This window comes from Trinickia sp. (assembly GCF_051953405.1).
Classification (GTDB): Bacteria; Pseudomonadota; Gammaproteobacteria; order Burkholderiales; family Burkholderiaceae; genus Trinickia.
Genome location: NZ_JBQCIV010000069.1, coordinates 1 through 18,423, shown reverse-complemented (window position 1 = coordinate 18,423; position 18,423 = coordinate 1). Strand labels below are relative to the sequence as shown.

Below are 18,423 nucleotides of genomic sequence, written 5' to 3'. Positions count from 1 at the left end.
CGCGCTCAACCTTCGCCGCGATCGCTTGCCGGCTCGTTCGAGTCGTACCACGCTGAAATCGCCTGCCAGATCGCGTCGGCGGATTCGGCAAACGTCAGCAAGGCGGCATCGGTCGGCGCGATCATGCCTTCGTCGACGAAAAACTCGAAATCGATCGCCCGCCGCCAATAGGATTCGCCGACGAGCACCACGGGCAGCGCCGCGATCTTGCCGGTCTGGAGCAGCGTCAACACTTCGAACAGCTCATCGCAGGTGCCGAAGCCGCCGGGAAAAAACACGGCCGCCTTGGCGCGTTCGAGTAAATGCAACTTTCGAATGGCGAAGTAGTGCAGTTTGAAGCACAGGTCGGGGCTGATATACGGATTCGGATGCTGTTCGCGCGGGAGCGAGATGTTCAGGCCGATGCTCGGCGCGCCCGATTCGAATGCGCCGCGATTGGCCGCTTCCATGATGCCGGGGCCGCCGCCCGTCACCACGGCGAGCTGCGGCAGGCCCCGCGTGGCGCGCCGGCTGCCGACGAGGCGGCCGAATTCGCGGGCGATCGGGTAGTACCGGCTCGTGTCGAGCAAGCGCTTGGCGATGCCGACTGCGCGTGCGCGATCGGCGTTGGAGGGCTCGCCCGCTAGGGTCCGCTCGGCGGCCTCGAGCTGTCGTTTGGCAGCCTGCGGCTCGATCAAGCGCGTGCTGCCGTAGACGACTACCGTGTGCGCGATGCCTCGGCGCTGCAAGATCTCCTCCGTCTTCCAGAAGTCGAGCTGCAAACGCACGCCGCACATCTCGGGGCGCAACAGAAAGGCTTTGTCCTCGTCGGCTTGCCGGTAGCTGGGGCTGGCCATCAGCCTTCGCACGCGCTCGCCGGCTGCTGCGTCGGCTTCGGCTGCTGCTTCGGCTTCATTTTCATAGGGGGTAGGCTCGCTCATGGGCCGCCTCGCGCATTCGGTGAACCGGATAGACGGCGCTCGGTTGCGGTCGCCGTCGGTTCATCATCGCGTGGCAGGGCCGCGCTCGCCTGACCCAGATCAAGGTAGCGTCACGCCGCGAACGCCTATTACCAGATTCATGTCGATGCGTAACCTACTAGTTTTGACAGGTCGCGAGTTCCGAAAAGGTGGGTAATGATCCGCATATTTTTCGGCACTATGCCGATTGCGTGGCGGCACGCCTATGCGGTCACGGGACAGACCGCGGCGTGCCGAGCGCCCGGCGCCGCATCCAAGCGGCGCGGCTGCCCGACTGGTCGACGATAAAGATGAAAATCAATCCACTCCCACCGCTTCAATATCTGGTCGCATTCGACGCGGCCGCAAGGCTCGGCAATTTCACTCGAGCGGGCGACGAGCTGAACGTCACGCAAGGCGCGGTCAGCAAATCGGTCATGAAATTAGAGAACTTCCTCGGTGTCGCTTTATTCATTCGCGATGGCCACTCGTTGCGCCTCACGATGGCCGGTCAGCAATACGCGCAATTCGTGCACGACATGCTGGTCGACTGCTCCGAGTTCACCGCCAAACTCATGAAGGACCCCGGGCCGCAAAAGTTGACCATCGCCTCGGCGGCGGGCACCGCGAATATGTTTCTGACAGACCGAGTGACGTCGTTCGGTCGCGCGTACCCCGACATCACCGTCCGCATTCTCGTTCGCGATGGCTTATTGCATCTGAATACGTCCGAATTCGATGTCGGCATCTATTACGTTCGCGACGTCATGCCGCCGGGCCTGGCCGGCACGCGGATCATCGAGGAAGAGGTCGGCGCCTACTGCGCACCGTCGTTTCTGAACGGCGCGCAGCTCCACCCCGACGAATTGCTCGAGCAGACGTTGCTCGTCGCCGATGAACAGCAACGTCAGTGGATGGGCTGGCACAACTGGTTCAAGCTGACGGGCGCTAAATCGACACGCCCGAAGAAAACGATTACATGCAATAGCTATCCGCTTTTGCTGAACCTTGCCTTACGAGGGCAGGGGATCATTCTCGGCTGGGACAAGATGGTGACGCCGATGGTTGAGGCCGGCCAGTTGGTCAAGGCATCGAAGGCGACCGCCACGTTCGGCGGTGCGTATCACCTGCTTTGGCCGGCGGAGCGCCGCCATACGGCGGCTGTCAGCGCATTCAAGAATTGGATCCTCGAAAACCGATAGGCGACGTGCTCGCTTTCCCTTCAACCATTCCTTTTCGTCGGAGCAGACCGAAAATAATTCCGAGTAAGAATTCGCGGGAATGCCATAGCATCTGCAACAGCAGATTTCCTGAGAGAGTAGGTGACAATAATAGATAAGGATTTCCATGCAAAACGTATCGCTTTATATGAATGACGTCGCCGTAGGCTCCGAGGCTGCGAGGCGACGCGCCGTGCTGGCGGTGATCATCGGGAACGGGTTCGAGTGGTTCGATTTCATTTCGTACAGCTTTTTTGCGATCGTGATCGGGAGGCTGTTCTTTCCCGCCGGGGACCCGAACGTATCGCTGCTGCTGTCCGTGTCGACGGTGGGTGTCGGTTTCTTCATGCGGCCGGTCGGCGGGCTCGTGCTCGGCGCACTGGCGGACAAGGCCGGCCGCAAAGTGGCGCTGACGATCACGATCGCGCTGATGACAGCCGGCACGGCTTTGATCGCGTTCGCGCCGACCTACCGCCAGGCCGGCTTGTTGGCGCCGGCGATCATCGTGCTGGCCCGGCTGCTGCAAGGGTTCTCCGCGGGCGGCGAGATGGGGGGCGCCACCGCGTACCTCGTCGACCGCGTGCCGGGCGAGCGGCGCGGCTACTACACGAGCTGGATTCAAGCGAGCATCGGTTTCGCGATTATCTTGAGCGCCGCGCTGGGCACGACGATCGTCAATGGGTTGTCCGCCGATCAGATCGAAGCGTGGGGCTGGCGCATTCCGTTCCTGTTCGGCCTGCTGCTCGGGCCGGTGGGTTTGTACATCCGCACGCGCCTCGTCGAATCCGACCATCTCGATCGATCGAGCCGCGAGTCGGCGCCCGTGCGCGATATCGTGCAGCACGGTTCGCTGCCCGTGTTGGTGGGATTCGGGCTCGTCGTGTTCTGGACGGTTTGTTCGTACGTGTTGCTGTTTTATATCCCGACGTATGCGGTCAAAGCGCTCAAGCTCGCGCCCTCGACCGGATTCGTCGCGGTGTTGGTCGGGGCGACGATCGTGCTCGTGGCGACGCCGGTGTTCGGCCACCTGTCGGATCGATTCGGCCGCAAGCGCTTTCTCATTGGCGCGCCGATCGCCGCGATCATGCTGGCGTATCCGCTGTTCGGGTATGTCAACCGTCATCCGGGACTCGAGTCGCTAATCGTTTTCCAACTGTTCTTCGGGTTCGTGATCGCGTGTTACGAAGGGCCGATCTTGGCGTCGATCAGCGAGCTGTTTCCGTCGCGGGTGCAGTCGACCGGCATTTCGATCGCCTACAACCTCGCCGTGATCACGTTCGGCGGGTTCTCCGCCACGATCATCACCTGGGCCATTTCGGCAACCCATAACAACCTGGCGCCCGCGGTCTATGTGATCGCGACCGCTTCGTTGAGCCTGCTGGCCGCGATCGCATGGCGGCCTATTGGAGCCGGCGAAGCGAGCCGATGAGCGCGACGGCAGGCGGGGCGGATCGGCGCACAGGACGGCACGTGACGGCGCCGGCCGCTCGGCCTGGGCGACGTGCTGTTTTGCGCCCCGGCTCGGGGCGCGTCATGAAACAGTGAGCGACGGTCGCAATGTCATTTATGTCGAACAATGAATCGCTATTCGGCGAATCCGACGCGAAAGCGCGCACGGTATTTCGACGGCTTGGCCACCGCGCGCCTAAGCGCAAGCGGCAGGTGCCGGCACCGGCGCATCCGGTTGCGCGCGACGGCTGCGCGACCGTCGAAGAGATGTCGCGCGCTCAGTTGATCGGATACGCGCGGGAACTCGATGTCGCGCTGGCGCGTCTGACGGCGCAGCTTGCCAAGCCGCTAGGGCAGGCCTTCAAACTCGCGCGTGCGTGCGCGCATCGGGGCGAGTTGGGCGTAACGACCGCGTTCGATCCGTCGGGTGCGGACATCGGCGGCTACGACAGCGCGTTTCACGTCGTCTTCGAGGTGGCGCAGCAGGCCTTGCGGCGCGCCGCGGCCGATTCGCAAGTCGAACGGCAATTCGCGCGCTTGCATCCGGAGGCGGCCGCGGCGCTCGTCGCGCTGCGCCGCGACGTGCTGCGCCACGCGCGCGATTGGCCCCATGCGGCGCGGCGAGATTACGAGCGCGATTTCGTGGCCGCAGCCCACCATTGCGCGAGCAGCGTCGAATGAATCTGCGCTCGGTCAGCCCTAGCACCCCTACGAGCCCTAACGCTTCGGCCGTGGACATCGGCATCGAGCGCGAGACCCCGATGGAGACGACGCAAGCACTCGAGCGCTCCCTGCGCGCCCATGCGGACGCCGTGTCGTATCTCGGCGCGCGCACGGCCGTGCTCACCCGGTTCTTGGATGCGACGTTGCCGCACCTCACGGCGGCGCAAAGCCAAGCGATCGCTGCATCGCTGCGGCTCGCCATGCAAGACGCCATCGCCGCGACGCAAGCGCCGGATCAGTCCGCTAGACATCGCGCGACCCTGCGCGATTACGCGGGCGCCGTGCTCGAGTTGCTGGAGTGCCGAAGCGCCGGATTGTCCGGGGCGTAACGGCCGTCACTAGCCATAACGGGCCCATCCCATTCGGCGGTCGGCCGCACCGCCGGCACGCGCGCTCCGACCGAGCCACTCTCGCCTTCCACGCATCGCCCCTGCCGCGCGGCGCCTCCCCGCAAGGCGCCGCGAACCCTCACACGTCATATCGCTACGCGCATGGCGCACTGCACAACGTCCGATGGTTGACTTTGGATGGCGGCTCCTCGAACATTCGATCCGCAACCGGTTGCGCGAACGAGTTCGCCGTGAATTGACGGACGTTTGTTGCGCAACCGGTTGCGCAACCGGTTGCGGAAATCCCAATCGCGAGCGGAGCAGATAGTCGTCACAACAACCACATCGAACGATTTTCAGGAGACATCCTATGAAGACCCCCGTCCGTCGCCGCGTGCTCGCCGCATGCATCGGGTTGGCCGCCGCCGTTATGTTGCCGATGGGCGCCCACGCGCAAGATACGGCACACCGACCGAAGGTCGCGCTCGTCATGAAGTCGCTCGCGAACGAGTTCTTCCTCACGATGGAAGACGGTGCGAAGGCTTATCAGAAGCAACATGCCGCCGATTTCGATCTGGTGTCGAACGGGATCAAAGACGAAACCGATACGGCCGCGCAAATCCGTATCGTCGATCAAATGATCGTTTCGAAGGTCGATGCGATCGTGATCGCCCCGGCCGATTCGAAGGCCATGGTGCCCGTCATCAAGAAAGCGATCGACGCGGGCATCATCGTCGTGAACATCGACAATCGTCTCGATCCGGACGTGCTGAAGTCGAAGGGCATGACGGTGCCGTTCGTCGGTCCGGACAACCGCAAGGGCGCACGCCTCGCGGGCGATTATCTCGCCGCGAAGCTCAGCCGTGGCGACGAAGTCGGCATCGTCGAAGGCGTCTCCACCACGACGAACGCGCAGCAGCGCACCGCCGGTTTCAAGGATGCGATGGATAAGGCCGGTGCCAAGGTCGTCTCGGTGCAATCGGGCGATTGGGAAATCGACAAGGGCAACGCGGTGGCGTCGGCGATGCTCAACGCCTACCCGAATCTGAAGGCGCTGCTGTGCGGTAACGACAACATGGCGCTCGGCGCCGTCGCCGCGATTCGCGCGGCCGGTCGCGCAGGCAAGGTGGCCGTGGTCGGCTACGACAACATCGCCGCCGTGAAGCCGATGCTGGCCGACGGCCGCGTGTTGGCGACCGTCGATCAGTTCGCCGCCAAGCAGGCCGTGTTCGGTATCGATACGGCGCTGAAGGCCATTCGCGAGCACAAGAAGCAAAACGAGCTGGCGAGCGTGGTCGAAACGCCGGTCGAACTGATCGTGAAGAAGTAACGAAGTCGGTCGGTTCGACGCATGGCCGGGGCGAAGCGCGGGTTCGCGGCTTGCCCCGGTCTTCGCTTGCGAAGGAGGGGGCATGACAGCAGTTTCTACGGGCGGCGCACGCGGCGCGCCGCCGGGTGAACCGGTACTGACGGTCGCCGGCGTGGGCAAGACCTACGCGGTGCCGATCCTCGCCGGCATCGATCTCTCGCTGAACGCGGGAGAAGTCCTTGCGCTCACAGGCGAGAACGGCGCGGGCAAGAGCACGCTGTCGAAGATCGTCAGCGGTCTCGTTGCGCCGACCTGCGGCGTCATGCACTACCGCGGGCAGCCGTACGCGCCCGCGAGCCGCAAGGACGCGGAAGCGCTCGGCGTGCGGATGGTGATGCAGGAGCTGAACCTGCTGCCCACGCTCTCGATCGCCGAGAACCTGTTCCTGAACTGCCTGCCGGCCGTGAAAGGGATCGGCTGGATCTCGCGCAAGCGCCTGCGCGACGATGCGCGCGCGGCGATGGCGCGCGTCGGGCTCGAATCGCTCGATCCCGATACGCTCGTCGGCGAACTCGGGATCGGCCACCAGCAACTCGTCGAAATCGCCCGCAACCTGATCGGCGATTGCCGTGTGCTGATCCTCGACGAACCCACCGCGATGTTGACGGGACGCGAGGTCGATCTGCTGTTCGGTCAGGTCGAGCGGTTAAAGCGCGAAGGGGTGTCGATCGTCTACATCTCGCACCGGCTCGAGGAATTGGCGCGCATCTCCGATCGGATCGCCGTGCTGCGCGACGGCAAGCTCGTGAGCGTCGGTCCGATTGCCCAATACACGACGGAGCGCCTTGTTACGCAGATGGTCGGCCGCGATATCGGCGAGACGATCGATTTCGGCGAACGCACAATCGGTGCGCCGATGTTGCGCGTGAACAAGCTTACGCGCGGGGCCGCCGTGCGCGATGTCTCGTTTGAGGTCAGGCGCGGGGAGATCTTCGGCATCAGCGGGTTGATCGGCTCGGGGCGCACGGAACTGTTGCGTGCGATCTTCGGCGCCGATCCGAAGGATAGCGGCTCGGTGTCGATCGGCGCGGCGTCCGAGCCCGCGCGGATCGGTTCGCCGGCCGATGCCGTGAAGCAAGGCATTGCCTTGATTACCGAAGACCGCAAGAGCGAGGGGTTGATGCTCACGCAGTCGATCGCGTCGAACCTCGCGCTGAACAACTTCGGTGCCGTCTCGCGCTTCGGCTGGGTCGACGGCGGCCGCGAACGCGCGCTCGCCAAACGGCACATCGACGCGATGCGGATTCGCTGCGCCGGCGAACAGCAGGCGGTGGGCGAACTCTCGGGCGGCAACCAGCAGAAGGTGGTGATCGGCCGCTGGCTCGAACGCGACGCCGACGTTTTACTGTTCGACGAACCGACGCGCGGCATCGACGTCGGCGCGAAATTCGAGATCTACAGCCTGCTCGGCGAAGAGGCGAGGAAAGGCAAGGCCCTCGTGGTCGTATCGAGCGAACTGCGCGAGCTGATGCTCATCTGCGATCGCATCGGCGTGATGTCGGCCGGCAAGCTCGTTCGAATTTTCGATCGCGACGAATGGACCCAAGACGATTTGCTGGCCGCGGCTTTTTCCGGCTATGCAAAACGTGACGCACTATTGACGAGAGAAGCATCATGACGATTTCCTCCAACACGCCCGTCGAGGTCGCCGCGCCCGACGTCAAGAGCAAGACGCGAGTGGAACTGACGAGCTACCTCGGCCTCGTCGGCGCGCTCGTCGCGATGATCGCGCTGTTTTCGGCGCTCAGCTCGCACTTCTTCACGTACGAAACGTTCGTGACGATCGCCAATCAGATTCCCGATCTCGTCGTCATGTCGGTGGGCATGACGTTCGTGCTGATCATCGCCGGCATCGATCTGTCGGTCGGTTCGGTGCTCGCGCTCTCGGCGTCGGCCGTGAGCGTCGTCGCGTTGCAATGGCACTGGAGTGCGATCCCCGCGGCGTTCGCCGGCCTCGTGGTGGCCGCGCTGGCCGGCAGCTTGACGGGATTCGTCACGGTCGCGTGGCGCATTCCGTCGTTCATCGTCTCGCTCGGCGTGCTGGAAATGGCACGCGGGCTCGCCTATCAACTGACCAATTCGCGCACGTCCTATATCGGCAGCACGTTCGACTGGCTGGCCAATCCGTTCGCGGCTGGCATCTCGCCCGCGTTCCTGATCGCGATGGCCGTCATGGTGGTGGCGCAGCTCGTGCTGCGCCGAACCGTGTTCGGCCGCTGCCTCATCGGTATCGGCACGAACGAGACGGCGGTACGGTTGGCCGGTATCGATCCGCGTCCTTACAAGGTGATCGTCTTCGCGCTCATGGGTGCGCTCGCCGGGTTGGCTTCGCTGTTCCAAGTCTCCCGTCTCGAAGCGGCCGATCCGAACGCCGGCGTCGGCATCGAATTGCAGGTGATCGCCGCGGTCGTGATCGGCGGCACCAGCCTCATGGGCGGGCGCGGCTCGGTCATCAGCACGTTCTTCGGCGTCCTGATCATTTCCGTGCTCGCCGCAGGCTTGGCGCAGATCGGCGCCAACGAGCCGACCAAGCGGATCATCACCGGCATGGTGATCGTGATCGCGGTCGTGCTCGATACCTATCGCAGCCGTCGCGGCGCAAGCCGCGCATAATGGGCGCTAGAACACGGGTGCGATGATGTGGACGATTCGAGACGTAGCGAAGCGGGCGGGCGTGTCGTACACGACCGTGTCGCACGTGCTGAACAACACGCGCCCCGTCAGCGAGGAAAAGCGCGTGCGCGTGCTGGCGGCGATCGCCGAGATGAACTATGTGCCGTCGGCACCGGCGCGCTCGCTCAAAGCGAAAACCACGTCGACGATCGGCTTGGTCGTGCCGAACAATACGAACCCGTACTTCGCGGAATTCGCGCGCGGGATCGAAGGATCGCTCAAGCGGCGCGGCTATTGCGTCTTCTTGTGCAATTCCGACAATAACCTCGTGACGCAGCGCGAGTGTTTGCGCGCGCTGCACCAGAATCGAATCGACGGGCTGATCGTGGCGTCGGTCGGCGACGACGAATCGGTCGCCGACGATTTGCGCGCCGTGCGCGTGCCGGTGGTGATCGTCGATCGTCCCATCGCCGGGCTCGATGCCGATCTCGTGCAGATCGACCACGAGGCCGGTGCCATGCTGGCGACGCATCATCTGCTCGATCTCGGTCATACCCGTATCGGCTGCATTGCCGGCGAGCCCGATACCGTGGTGAGCGCGATTCGCGTCGCCGGCTTTAAGCGCGCGATGGCGGAGCGCGGCATCGAGGTGTTGCCCGGTGCTATCGTAGAGGGCAATTTCACGTGCCCGGGCGGTTACGCCGCGGCGCGCGCGCTGTTCGAGACCGTGAGCCCGACCGCGATCTTCGCGAGCAACGACATGATGGCAATCGGCGCGCTGCGGGCGGCGGCCGAGCGTGGCCTGCGCATTCCGGCCGACTGTGCGATCGTCGGCTTCGACGACGTCGAAATGAGCCGGTACGTGTACCCGGCATTGTCGACGGTCGGCCAGGCGATATTGCGTCTAGGCGACGCGGCTGCCACGACCTTGCTCGAACGGATCAATGGAACGGTGACCGGTCCCGCGCGCACGCTCCTGATCGAGCCGCGCCTGCTCGTGCGCGAATCCAGCGCGGGCTCGGCCGCGCAAGCGGGACGTCCCTCCAATCCAATCGCCCCATGACATCGATGAGTACAACTGCAGTGCAACAACGAGCCGGCCGCGTGACGGTGGTCGGCAGCTTGAACATGGATCTCGTGATCCGCGCGCCGCGTTTGCCGAAGGAAGGCGAGACGCTGGCTGGCCGATCGTTCGTCAACGTGCCGGGCGGCAAGGGCGGCAATCAAGCCGTGGCGGCGGCGAGATTGGGGGCCCAGGTCGCGATGATCGGGCGCGTCGGCAACGACGACAACGGCAGGCAACTGGTGGCCGGCCTGTCTCGCGACGGTATCGACTGCGCCGGTGTGGCGACCGATCCGGCGTTGCCGACCGGGGTGGCGATGATCGTGGTCGACGATGCCGGGCAAAACGCGATCGTCATCGTCGCGGGCAGCAACGGCGCGTTGACGACGGCGGCGATGGCCGAGTACGAACCTGCCATCGCGCAGGCCGATGTGCTCGTCTGCCAATTGGAAGTGCCGGGCGAGACGGTGCTCGCTGCGATGCGCGCGGCGAGACGGCTCGGCCGAATCGTCGTCTTCAATCCCGCGCCCGTGACCGGACCGCTCGAGCGCACATGGCTCGAATGCGCCGATTTCCTGATTCCCAATGAAGTGGAAGCATCGGTGTTGTCGGGCGTCGAGGTCGATTCGCCGGAAAGCGCGGGGCGCGCGGCGAGGGCGTTGCAGCAGGCCGGCGCGCGCAACGTGATCATCACGCTCGGCAAGCGCGGCATCGTGGTGCTGACCGAGGGTGCGGGCGACGGCGGCCAACACTACATTCCCGCGCAGGTCGAAGCGGTCGACACGACGGCGGCCGGCGATACGTTCGTGGGCGGATTTTGCGCGGCGCTCGCGGCCAAGCGCTCGCTCGACGAGGCGGTGCGCTTCGGCCAGGCCGCGGCGGCGCTATCGGTGACGCGCGCCGGTGCGCAGACGTCGATTCCCTATCTGCACGAAATCACTCTCTAGGCTGTCATCGGAAATGAAGAAGACGGAGCTGCTCCATAGTGCGTTGTCGCGCCTCGTTGCAACGTTGGGCCACGGCGATAAGGTGCTTGTCGCCGATGCGGGGATGCCGGCTCCCCACGGATCGGCGGTGGAAATCATCGATCTCGCGTTGACGAACGGGGTGCCCGATATCGCCACGACGATTCGTGTTCTGCTCAGCGAAATGCAGGTGGAATCGCACATCGTGGCGAGCGAAACGCTGGCGCGCAACGATGCCTGGCTCTCGAGCGAATGGGCGGGCCGGATCGGGTCGCGCCAAGTCGTCTCGCACGAGGAACTGAAGCGACTGTCGCACGAAGCGCGTGCCGTAGTGCGTACCGGCGAGTGCACGCCCTATGCGAATCTCATGCTGGTGGCGGGCGTAACGTTTTGATCGTGCGTGAGCGGCATGCGCGGCCGCGGTGCCGTAGGGCGTGACAATCGCGTGGCCGATTCTCCCCGGTAGGGCGACGGCCGAGGGTTAGCCGATCGGTTTCAGGAAGAGTCCGATAGTCAATGCAACGCCGATGCAGACGATGGCGATACGCAGGACGCGCTCGTTCACGCGGCGCAGCGCCCATACTCCGGCTAAGCCGCCGACGATGGCACCGGCACCGAGTGCGATAGCTTCGCGCCAGTGCAGTTGCGACGACGTCACGAAAATCGCGACCGCAGCCGCATTCATGACTCCGGCCAACGCGTTCTTGGTGGCGCCCGCATTGCGCGTGGGCAGCCCGGCCATCGTCAGCGCGGCCATCATCAAAAAGCCGATGCCGCCGCCGAAATAGCCGCCGTAGATCGCAATCAAAAATTGAGCGAACGCGGCGGCGGGCGGCGAAAGATGCGTGCTCGTCTCATTGGTTTTGCGAAAGAAGCTGCCCCAGGCGAACACGGCGGTGGCGAACAGGACGAGCCACGGAACGAGGTGGGAGAACACCGAAGAGGGTGTGACGAGCAAAAGAATGCCGCCTATCGCGCCGCCCACGACACTGACGCCGAACAGAACTGAAAACGGCAATCGGTTCGCGCCGCAAACCAGGCGTCGCCCGGCCACGCCGGACATCACTTGCCCCGGAAAGAGCGCGACGGTGGAGGTGATATTGGCGGCGAGCGGCGTCATGCCCGATACGATCAGGGCGGGCAGCGTGACGAACGAGCCGCCGCCGGCGAGGGCATTTTGCAGACCGGCCCACAGGCCGGCGACGATAATCAGCAGGAGCAGCATAGACGAACCGGTAGGTAACGGGAAATGCCCGATGCTACCTTAACCGCGCTGCGCGTTCAGGCCAGCAAGCGTTTGGCCTCCGCGAGCGACAGGACCGTCGTGCGCGAATCGAACGCCGTGGCGAACAAATGTTCGTGCACGATCGGATCCGGGTCGTAGCAACAGTCCTTGACCGTGTAGAGGCGATAGTCGGCGTCGCTCGCATAGGCCACCGACGACAGCACGACACCGGTGGACGCGATGCCCACCATGATCAACGTATCGACGCCTCGGGCGGAAAGGCGGACTTGCAAATCGGTACCGAAGAAGACACTGGCTCGATGCGCGAGGATCAGCGGTTCGTCGGCCCGCTGGCCCAGTTCCGGCGCCAGCCTGTCGTCGGTAAACAGGCCGAGGCGTTTGATACCTTGGCCGTTCTTGTTCGATGGGCTGATCTCCGAATAGTCGGGACCGAAGCGCAGATTGGCGAAATAGACGCCAACGCCTTTGGCACGCGCCGCGTCGCAGAGCTGGCGCGTATTGGCGAGCAGTGCCGGCGCGACAGAGGGGAAGAGCCCGAGAATGTCGGTTTGATAGTGCATGACGAGGAGCGCCGTTCGCGCGGGCTCGATCGTCGGTGGCGCCGCGGCGGCGTGCTGCCCGGGTTCGCGGCTCGTTTTGTCCTCTTCGGGGCTTGTCGAACTCATATCGACTGCCATTGCGCCTCCTCGTGCGTTGATGGGGATGGGAACGACTTTAATCGAAACATCGCGCCCGCGGCATGTCTCTCAGTGCGTTCAGCGATTGCCGACCTGCAAAAACGATTGATTTCATCTCTTACGATACGATCCTTTCCTTGGTAGTTCGACAGGTCTGTTTATTTCAGGCGATTTTTCATTGCTCGGATCGATAGGCACGTAGTGCCTTTCATTTCGTAATCGAGTAAATGCGAAAAAAATGGAAGTCACCGCAATGCGTTCGACGTGTGGTGCAAGGGGAGCATCGATGAAGTGACTGATCAGTGCTGAGGTCGCTCGGTACGGTAAAAATAAAGAGATATCTGAAATCGATTTTTGTTTTTCGATGAAGCTAATCTCGTATAAAGTGACGACCGGCATGACGATGCGATAGATGGCATCGCTTACCGAGCGGTATCGTGCGCTATTTCGTTCGTTCTGTACCTCGGCGTCGGATTTGCAACGATCGCTCTGGTGATCGCTTGTTTCGCGCGAGTGCCATTCCTAGCCCTTTCCCGAAGTCCGCTCATTAGAACGAATTCTTTGGAGATCCCTATGAAGAGGAACTTACTCCGTCAGATCGCCGTTTGCGCCGCCTTGATGGCGGGCGTATGTTCGGCCGCGCATAGTGCGGCCCTCGGTCTACACGCGGGCCGCGACGATCGGATCTCGCAATACGACGATTTCGGCACGTGGCTCGGCAAACCGGTCATGTACCGCGTGACCTTCGCCGATGCAGCTTCTTGGGACAGCATTGCGTCGCCCTCCGCCCTGAGTACGGGCACTAAGCCGTGGTTGGCGTCGAACCCGTCGCGCTACGAGGTCGTCACCATCCCGTTGATGCCGGACCCGCCCCATACCGATGCAAAAACCAACGCCAATATCGCAGCGGACGACGCCACGCTTGCCGCTATCGCCGCGGGCACCTACGACCCTTACTTCCGCGAACTCGCGCAAAATTTGGCGACCAAGACGGGCGCGCCGCAACGCATCATTGTGCGTCTCGGCTGGGAATTGAACGGAAACTGGTACACATGGAACGCGTTGCATGCGCCGGCTAGCTACGCCGCGGCATACCGGCATGTCGTGCACACGATGCGCTCGGTATGCAACGTCCTGCGCTTCGAATGGAATCTTGCGCGCACGGGAAGTCCGACCTCCACGGGAAAGCCGCTGGAGTGGGACAAGGCTTACCCTGGCGATGACGTCGTCGATATCGTTTCGATGGACGTCTACGACGAATACAACACTGGCTGGAGCGATGTGATGGGCGGCGCCTACGGGTTGGCGGCCTTTCGTCAATTCGCGCGCAAACACGGCAAGTCGGAAGCCTATACGGAATGGAGCGTGTCGACCCATACCCACGGACACGGCGACGATACTGCGTTCGTCCAGGGCATGCACGATTGGATCGCCGCGGGCGGTGCCAATGTGCTTTACCACGGGTATTGGAATACGTCGGCTGGCGGCCCGAATGGCGTGATTTATAGCGACTCGAATTCAATGCCCGTCACGGTCCCCAACTCATCGGCGTTGTACAAGAAATTGTTCGGCCGATAAACGACCACCCCGCGATCGCGGGCGCACGGCACGTTGGATCGTGCCGTTGGGGAAAGGCAATTCGAACGTCGGCGGGACGGGCTGCCCGCCGACAAACGCAGTGAATCTCGATGCATCCCGGGCATACTATGGCTTTCCGTTTATGCCCCACACCGAATCGCGCGATGTCCAAGCCGCCTAAAGCCACCAACCATCCCGAATACGTGATCGAAGGCGATGCCGTCATTCGCCTCTCGCGCCGTATGCCGCTATGGGACAAGCATGACCGTCCGCTGCCGATCGCTTGTCCGAGCGCGTTTCGCTGTATCGCCGGACGTTGGTTCACCGACGGCGTCCACGTGATCGTGCAGGCACAGCACGGCAGCGACATCGCGTACGAGTTCTACTACCGGATCGAAGACGCGGATCTCGCCACCTTCGAAGTGCTCAACCAACGCTATGCGCGCGATGCGAATCAGGCTTATTACATCCGCGGCAAGACGATCCGCACGCGCAGCCCGCAGGCATTCCGGCCGCTCGTCTACGAGAGCTGGCGCTGGTCGGACGAGGGGCCGTTGGTTCAGGTCCAGCGCGCGCACGAGTTCTACGCCGTGGATAGCGAAGCGGTGTATCTGAACGGCAAGCGCATCGCCGGCGCAGACGGTGCGAGTGCGGTGGGCTTCGAATCGGGCTACTTGGCCGACGCGCAACGCGTCTACTACTTCGGGCGGGCGACGGATCTCGACCGCGCGAGTTTCACGTGCGGACTGAACGCCGACGGACGGCTCGTCTTCACGGACCGTTTCGGCCCGATCGAGGACGGCAAGCGCGAGACCGCGCTCGATCGGTGCATCGCCGACGAATGGCGCCCGTTTTTTACCGCACGCCCCGAGTTGACCGACTACTGGTGGCACGCCCTGCAACAGCCGTCGCAGCCGACGGCAGCCGTCGAGTTTCACGGCATACGCCTGGCCGGATTGGATAGCGCGAGCTTCGCCGCACACGAACTCGACTACGGCTACGCGGCACGCGGCATCGTGTGCGGCGACGCGCACGGCATGCACTGGCTGCACGAATACACGCAAGGCCCCTCGCGCCTGGAACGGATTTCCGACCGGCCGATCGCCGCGCTGCATGTGCTGGGTCGCCGCTACTTCACCGATGGCGTCACGGTGTTCTACACGCCGAATCATTACGAGACCCCGCGGCCGCTGCGCCGCACGGATCCGGCCGACTTCCGCGTCCTGCAGCATGGCTGGGCACGCGACCGCAGCCGCGCGTTTTATCTCGGAGTCGTCAAGAAGGGCGTCGACCCCGCGCGATTGCGGCTGGAAGGGTGCTACGCATGGGATGGCGAACATCTGTTGTGCGACGGCAAGCCCCTCAAAATCGACGCGCCGCAGGCCACCTTCCAGGTGCCGCACCCCGCGTTCCTGCTCGCCGGGGACAAGCTGTTTTGCGGGCGCCGTCCGGTCTCGGCCAAGCGCGTGCATCTGCCCACGCTCGAATTCCTCGGCGACGACTTCGCGCGGGACCGAGCGCACGCCTATGTCGTCACCTACGAAAGCCTCGTCGAGATCGACGGCGCCGATCCGGCCACGTTCCGAGTGATCGAGCCCGGCATCGCGCAGGACGAGGCGCGCCGCTACGACGCGAATGCGCTGCGCAAGGCGTTGCGAAACGACTGATTCACGGCAGTTCATTTCGCATGATGCAAGTTAAAGCGATCATATAGATTACAAAATCGTTAACGATTCGAGTGGCGATATTTTCTAGAGATAGGGGTTTTCGGCCAAAGCCACCTATGTTATCGACTTGCAATGCATGACGCATTGGTAATCCGGTGAACAGAACGGATAATCCGCTTGCAGTCGATTAATCGTCCTTGCCGCTGCTTTTCCGAGGCGATGGGAGAAGTGTCTACGGCGCAAGAATGGTTTGTCTACACAGCGACTGCAAGCGCTGCCGAACTCACTGACAAGTGAGCCTAAACGGCGGAGCGTGACGATGTTCCAACACGGATATCAAACGATGAAACTTCTGAAAGATTTTCCCGGATCCACGCCTTATCGTACTCGCACTGTAATCGATTTCGATCGCGCGCATTCGCATGCTTGCGCCGGCCATTCGGCATGCGATGGCGCCGAGCCATTTATCCCCGAATATCGACGCTGCGTGGCATTGGCGCTTTTTGCATTCGCTAGCGTTGTTTCGACGGGGGCGAATGCGAGCAGCGCCATGACTTGCTCGGCAGCCAAAACCGTGGCGGGCGGCACGCCCAATGGGCTGATCTCGGCCGTGACGTCCATGCCCGACCCGGCCGGTTTGGTTCCCGTGGGGCAACCGTTCACGATCCAATTTGTTACGAACGCCCCTAGCGCCGATAGTGTCAGTTGGTCGGTGCAGGACTACGTCGGCAATATTCGCGGAAGCGGATCGTTCGCCGTGCCGGCCGGCGCGCAAACATCGACGATCTCCTGCACGGGTACGGCAAGCGGCTATTTCGCGCTGACGAGCACGTTGAGCGGCAGCGGCGGGACGTTGCCGCGTGCCGGCACGCGCCCGGCCGGCATCGCGACGTTCGGCGTGCTGCCGAACGTTTCGTCGGTGCTGCCGGCCGCCACCTTCACGAGCCAAGACCAGCATCGCTTCGGCATGCAGGGCGAGAGCGACAAGCCGCAACTGCTCTCGGATTTGGGGGTGACGCAAGCGATCGACGGGCGCGGGTTGTCGTGGATGGAGCCCACCAAGCCCAACTCGTGGACGCCGTCGCTGGCTCAAGTGGCGCCGGTATTCAAGAGCGGCAACGTCGCTCGCCTTGTGCGCCTGGACGGCATTTCCGCTTGGGCGAGCCCTACCGGCCAAGCGCAAGACGACACCTACGCCCCCACGGATCTGACGTACTACCAGAGCTACATGGCGCGGGTCGGTACCGAGGCGGAGCAGATTCGCGCCGCGTACTTCCCGAACATGTCGAACAACTACTACCAAGTGACGTGGGAGCCGCAATGGGCGGACACGCAGGCCAATTTCGTCGCGATGTATGCCGCAGTCTATAAAGGCGTGCACTCGGCGGATCCGCGCGCGGTGGTGATGGGCGTGACGAGTCCCGATCCCGGCACGAACGGCTCATGCTCATGGTGCACCGGCACGATGTTGCAGACCTATGCCTCGCTCGGCTTGATGAGCTATCTCGATGGGATCACGACGCACAGTTACTATTCGAATATCCACGCCCCAGAGCACCCGCCGGAAGAGAACGATACCGCCACCGACTCGTACGATCTGCATTTTGCGCTCGATCATCAAATGCAAGATCTTCGCGCCAAGATGCAATCGCTCAGGCCCAATATGCCGCTCTGGTCTACCGAGGTCGGCGTCGGTTATGACCCGGGGATCACCTACGATTCGGGGCCGTCCGCGAACCAGCTATTCGCGCAGGCCGCGGTTGCGGCGCGCGCCAACTTGATCGTCCTGGGCGAGGGGGCGCAGGTCACCTACTTCTTCTACGGTTCCGACTACCCAAGTGAAATCGGTTACGGCTCGTTCTTCGACACCGTCGATCCAACCGGCGATATCCATGCGACGAATCTGAGCCCGAAGCCCGAGGCATTGGCGTTCGCCGCGATGACGCGGATCATCGATGGGACGGAGACGCTCGGACGCCTGAACGCGCTGCCTTCGATGGTCTATGGCTACGCCTTCCAACGGCTCGGCGGCGGTCGTGTGATTACGGCCTTGTGGACGCACAATCCGGCAAATTGGATTGCGCCGACCTCTTCCTCGCCGGGCGTGTACAGCGCCACTGCAGGTAAGAGTTACGCGCTGACCGTCGATTCGCCGGGGACGAGTGGCAAGGTGACCGTGTTCGATCTGATGGGCAACGCGACGCAGGTGGCCTATACGAACGGGGTAGTGAATCTGGCGCTGACGGAAGCGCCGATCTACGTCGTGTCGTCGAACGCCAGTGTCATGAAGGCGAACGTGACCGCGCCGGTCGGTTATACGGGGCAGTGATCTAGCGCGAAGGAGCGCGAGGAAGCAGGTAGGGATAGCCCTTGCGCACGCTCGAATTCGTCGTCGACGAATTCGAGCGTGGCCGGGTGAGTCTTATCGACCCGGCGTCGTTTCCGTTAAACCGTACGACGCACCATCAATTCCTTGATCTTGCCGATCGCCTTCGTCGGATTGAGGCCCTTCGGGCACACGTCGACGCAGTTCATGATCGTATGGCAACGGAACAGACGGTAGGGATCTTCGAGATTGTCCAGACG

At 63.2% G+C, this 18,423-nt stretch carries 16 protein-coding genes and 1 pseudogene; 13 read left to right on the top strand and 4 right to left on the bottom strand.

The features are described 5' to 3' along the window. Nucleotides 1-5: 5 nt before the first annotated feature. Nucleotides 6-920: an LOG family protein gene (locus tag ACTHN9_RS11105; RefSeq protein ID WP_440536809.1), complete on the bottom strand. Its 915-nt coding sequence runs from the start codon at nt 918-920 to the stop codon at nt 6-8. Between the two features lie 329 nt (nt 921-1,249). Here ACTHN9_RS11105 and ACTHN9_RS11100 point away from each other — a divergent pair, with 329 nt between their 5' ends. The 10 genes from ACTHN9_RS11100 (at nt 1,250) to rbsD (ending at nt 11,063) form a co-directional block, all read left to right on the top strand. Next, entirely contained in the window at nt 1,250-2,140 is an 891-nt protein-coding gene (locus ACTHN9_RS11100; RefSeq protein ID WP_440536808.1) for a LysR substrate-binding domain-containing protein, read from the top strand. Nucleotides 2,141-2,285: 145 nt separating this feature from the next. Continuing rightward, a complete protein-coding gene (locus tag ACTHN9_RS11095) occupies nt 2,286-3,587 on the top strand; it encodes an MFS transporter (protein WP_440536807.1) in 1,302 nt (433 codons plus the stop codon). A gap of 137 nt (nt 3,588-3,724) precedes the next feature. Then, on the top strand, nt 3,725-4,288 hold the full coding sequence (locus ACTHN9_RS11090; protein WP_440536806.1) for a hypothetical protein: 564 nt from the start codon (nt 3,725-3,727) through the stop codon (nt 4,286-4,288). Continuing rightward, nucleotides 4,285-4,659: a hypothetical protein gene (locus ACTHN9_RS11085; RefSeq protein ID WP_440536805.1), complete on the top strand. Its 375-nt coding sequence runs from the start codon at nt 4,285-4,287 to the stop codon at nt 4,657-4,659. Before ACTHN9_RS11090 ends, ACTHN9_RS11085 begins: the two co-directional genes overlap by 4 nt. 370 nt (nt 4,660-5,029) lie before the next feature. After that, nucleotides 5,030-5,989, top strand: coding sequence for a sugar ABC transporter substrate-binding protein (locus ACTHN9_RS11080; protein WP_440536804.1), 960 nt, complete (start codon nt 5,030-5,032; stop codon nt 5,987-5,989). Between the two features lie 82 nt (nt 5,990-6,071). Then, nucleotides 6,072-7,646: a sugar ABC transporter ATP-binding protein gene (locus tag ACTHN9_RS11075; RefSeq protein WP_440536803.1), complete on the top strand. Its 1,575-nt coding sequence runs from the start codon at nt 6,072-6,074 to the stop codon at nt 7,644-7,646. After that, the gene (locus tag ACTHN9_RS11070) at nt 7,643-8,641 is read left to right on the top strand and encodes an ABC transporter permease (protein ID WP_440536802.1); all 999 of its coding nucleotides are present in this window, start codon (nt 7,643-7,645) and stop codon (nt 8,639-8,641) included. The genes ACTHN9_RS11075 and ACTHN9_RS11070 overlap by 4 nt, the downstream gene beginning before the upstream one ends. Before the next feature lie 25 nt (nt 8,642-8,666). Beyond that, complete coding sequence (locus ACTHN9_RS11065) at nt 8,667-9,704, top strand: LacI family DNA-binding transcriptional regulator (protein ID WP_440536865.1); 1,038 nt, start codon at nt 8,667-8,669, stop codon at nt 9,702-9,704. Further along, entirely contained in the window at nt 9,701-10,651 is a 951-nt protein-coding gene (gene rbsK / locus ACTHN9_RS11060; RefSeq protein WP_440536801.1) for a ribokinase, read from the top strand. The genes ACTHN9_RS11065 and rbsK overlap by 4 nt, the downstream gene beginning before the upstream one ends. A gap of 13 nt (nt 10,652-10,664) precedes the next feature. Then, the gene (gene rbsD / locus ACTHN9_RS11055; RefSeq protein WP_440536800.1) at nt 10,665-11,063 is read left to right on the top strand and encodes a D-ribose pyranase; all 399 of its coding nucleotides are present in this window, start codon (nt 10,665-10,667) and stop codon (nt 11,061-11,063) included. A gap of 87 nt (nt 11,064-11,150) precedes the next feature. Here the strand turns inward: rbsD and ACTHN9_RS11050 are convergent, their stop codons facing one another. Then, the gene (locus ACTHN9_RS11050) at nt 11,151-11,891 is read right to left on the bottom strand and encodes a sulfite exporter TauE/SafE family protein (protein ID WP_440536864.1); all 741 of its coding nucleotides are present in this window, start codon (nt 11,889-11,891) and stop codon (nt 11,151-11,153) included. Nucleotides 11,892-11,950: 59 nt separating this feature from the next. Next, nucleotides 11,951-12,592, bottom strand: a complete 642-nt coding sequence (locus tag ACTHN9_RS11045) for an isochorismatase family cysteine hydrolase (protein WP_440536799.1) — start codon at nt 12,590-12,592, stop codon at nt 11,951-11,953. A 573-nt stretch (nt 12,593-13,165) separates the two neighbouring features. On the opposite strand from ACTHN9_RS11045, the gene ACTHN9_RS11040 reads away from it, so the two are divergent. The 3 genes from ACTHN9_RS11040 to ACTHN9_RS11030 all read left to right on the top strand — a co-directional run bounded on the left by ACTHN9_RS11040 (nt 13,166) and on the right by ACTHN9_RS11030 (nt 18,166). Further along, nucleotides 13,166-14,170 carry a glycoside hydrolase family 26 protein gene (locus ACTHN9_RS11040; RefSeq protein ID WP_440536798.1) on the top strand — a complete coding sequence of 335 codons (1,005 nt, stop codon included), beginning with the start codon at nt 13,166-13,168 and terminating at the stop codon, nt 14,168-14,170. 164 nt (nt 14,171-14,334) lie between these two features. After that, on the top strand, nt 14,335-15,837 hold the full coding sequence (locus tag ACTHN9_RS11035) for a hypothetical protein (protein ID WP_440536797.1): 1,503 nt from the start codon (nt 14,335-14,337) through the stop codon (nt 15,835-15,837). 550 nt (nt 15,838-16,387) lie between these two features. Further along, entirely contained in the window at nt 16,388-18,166 is a 1,779-nt protein-coding gene (locus tag ACTHN9_RS11030) for a hypothetical protein (RefSeq protein ID WP_440536796.1), read from the top strand. 116 nt (nt 18,167-18,282) lie between these two features. Here the strand turns inward: ACTHN9_RS11030 and sdhB are convergent. Further along, nucleotides 18,283-18,423: pseudogene (gene sdhB, locus ACTHN9_RS11025) on the bottom strand (succinate dehydrogenase iron-sulfur subunit); the annotation flags it as partial.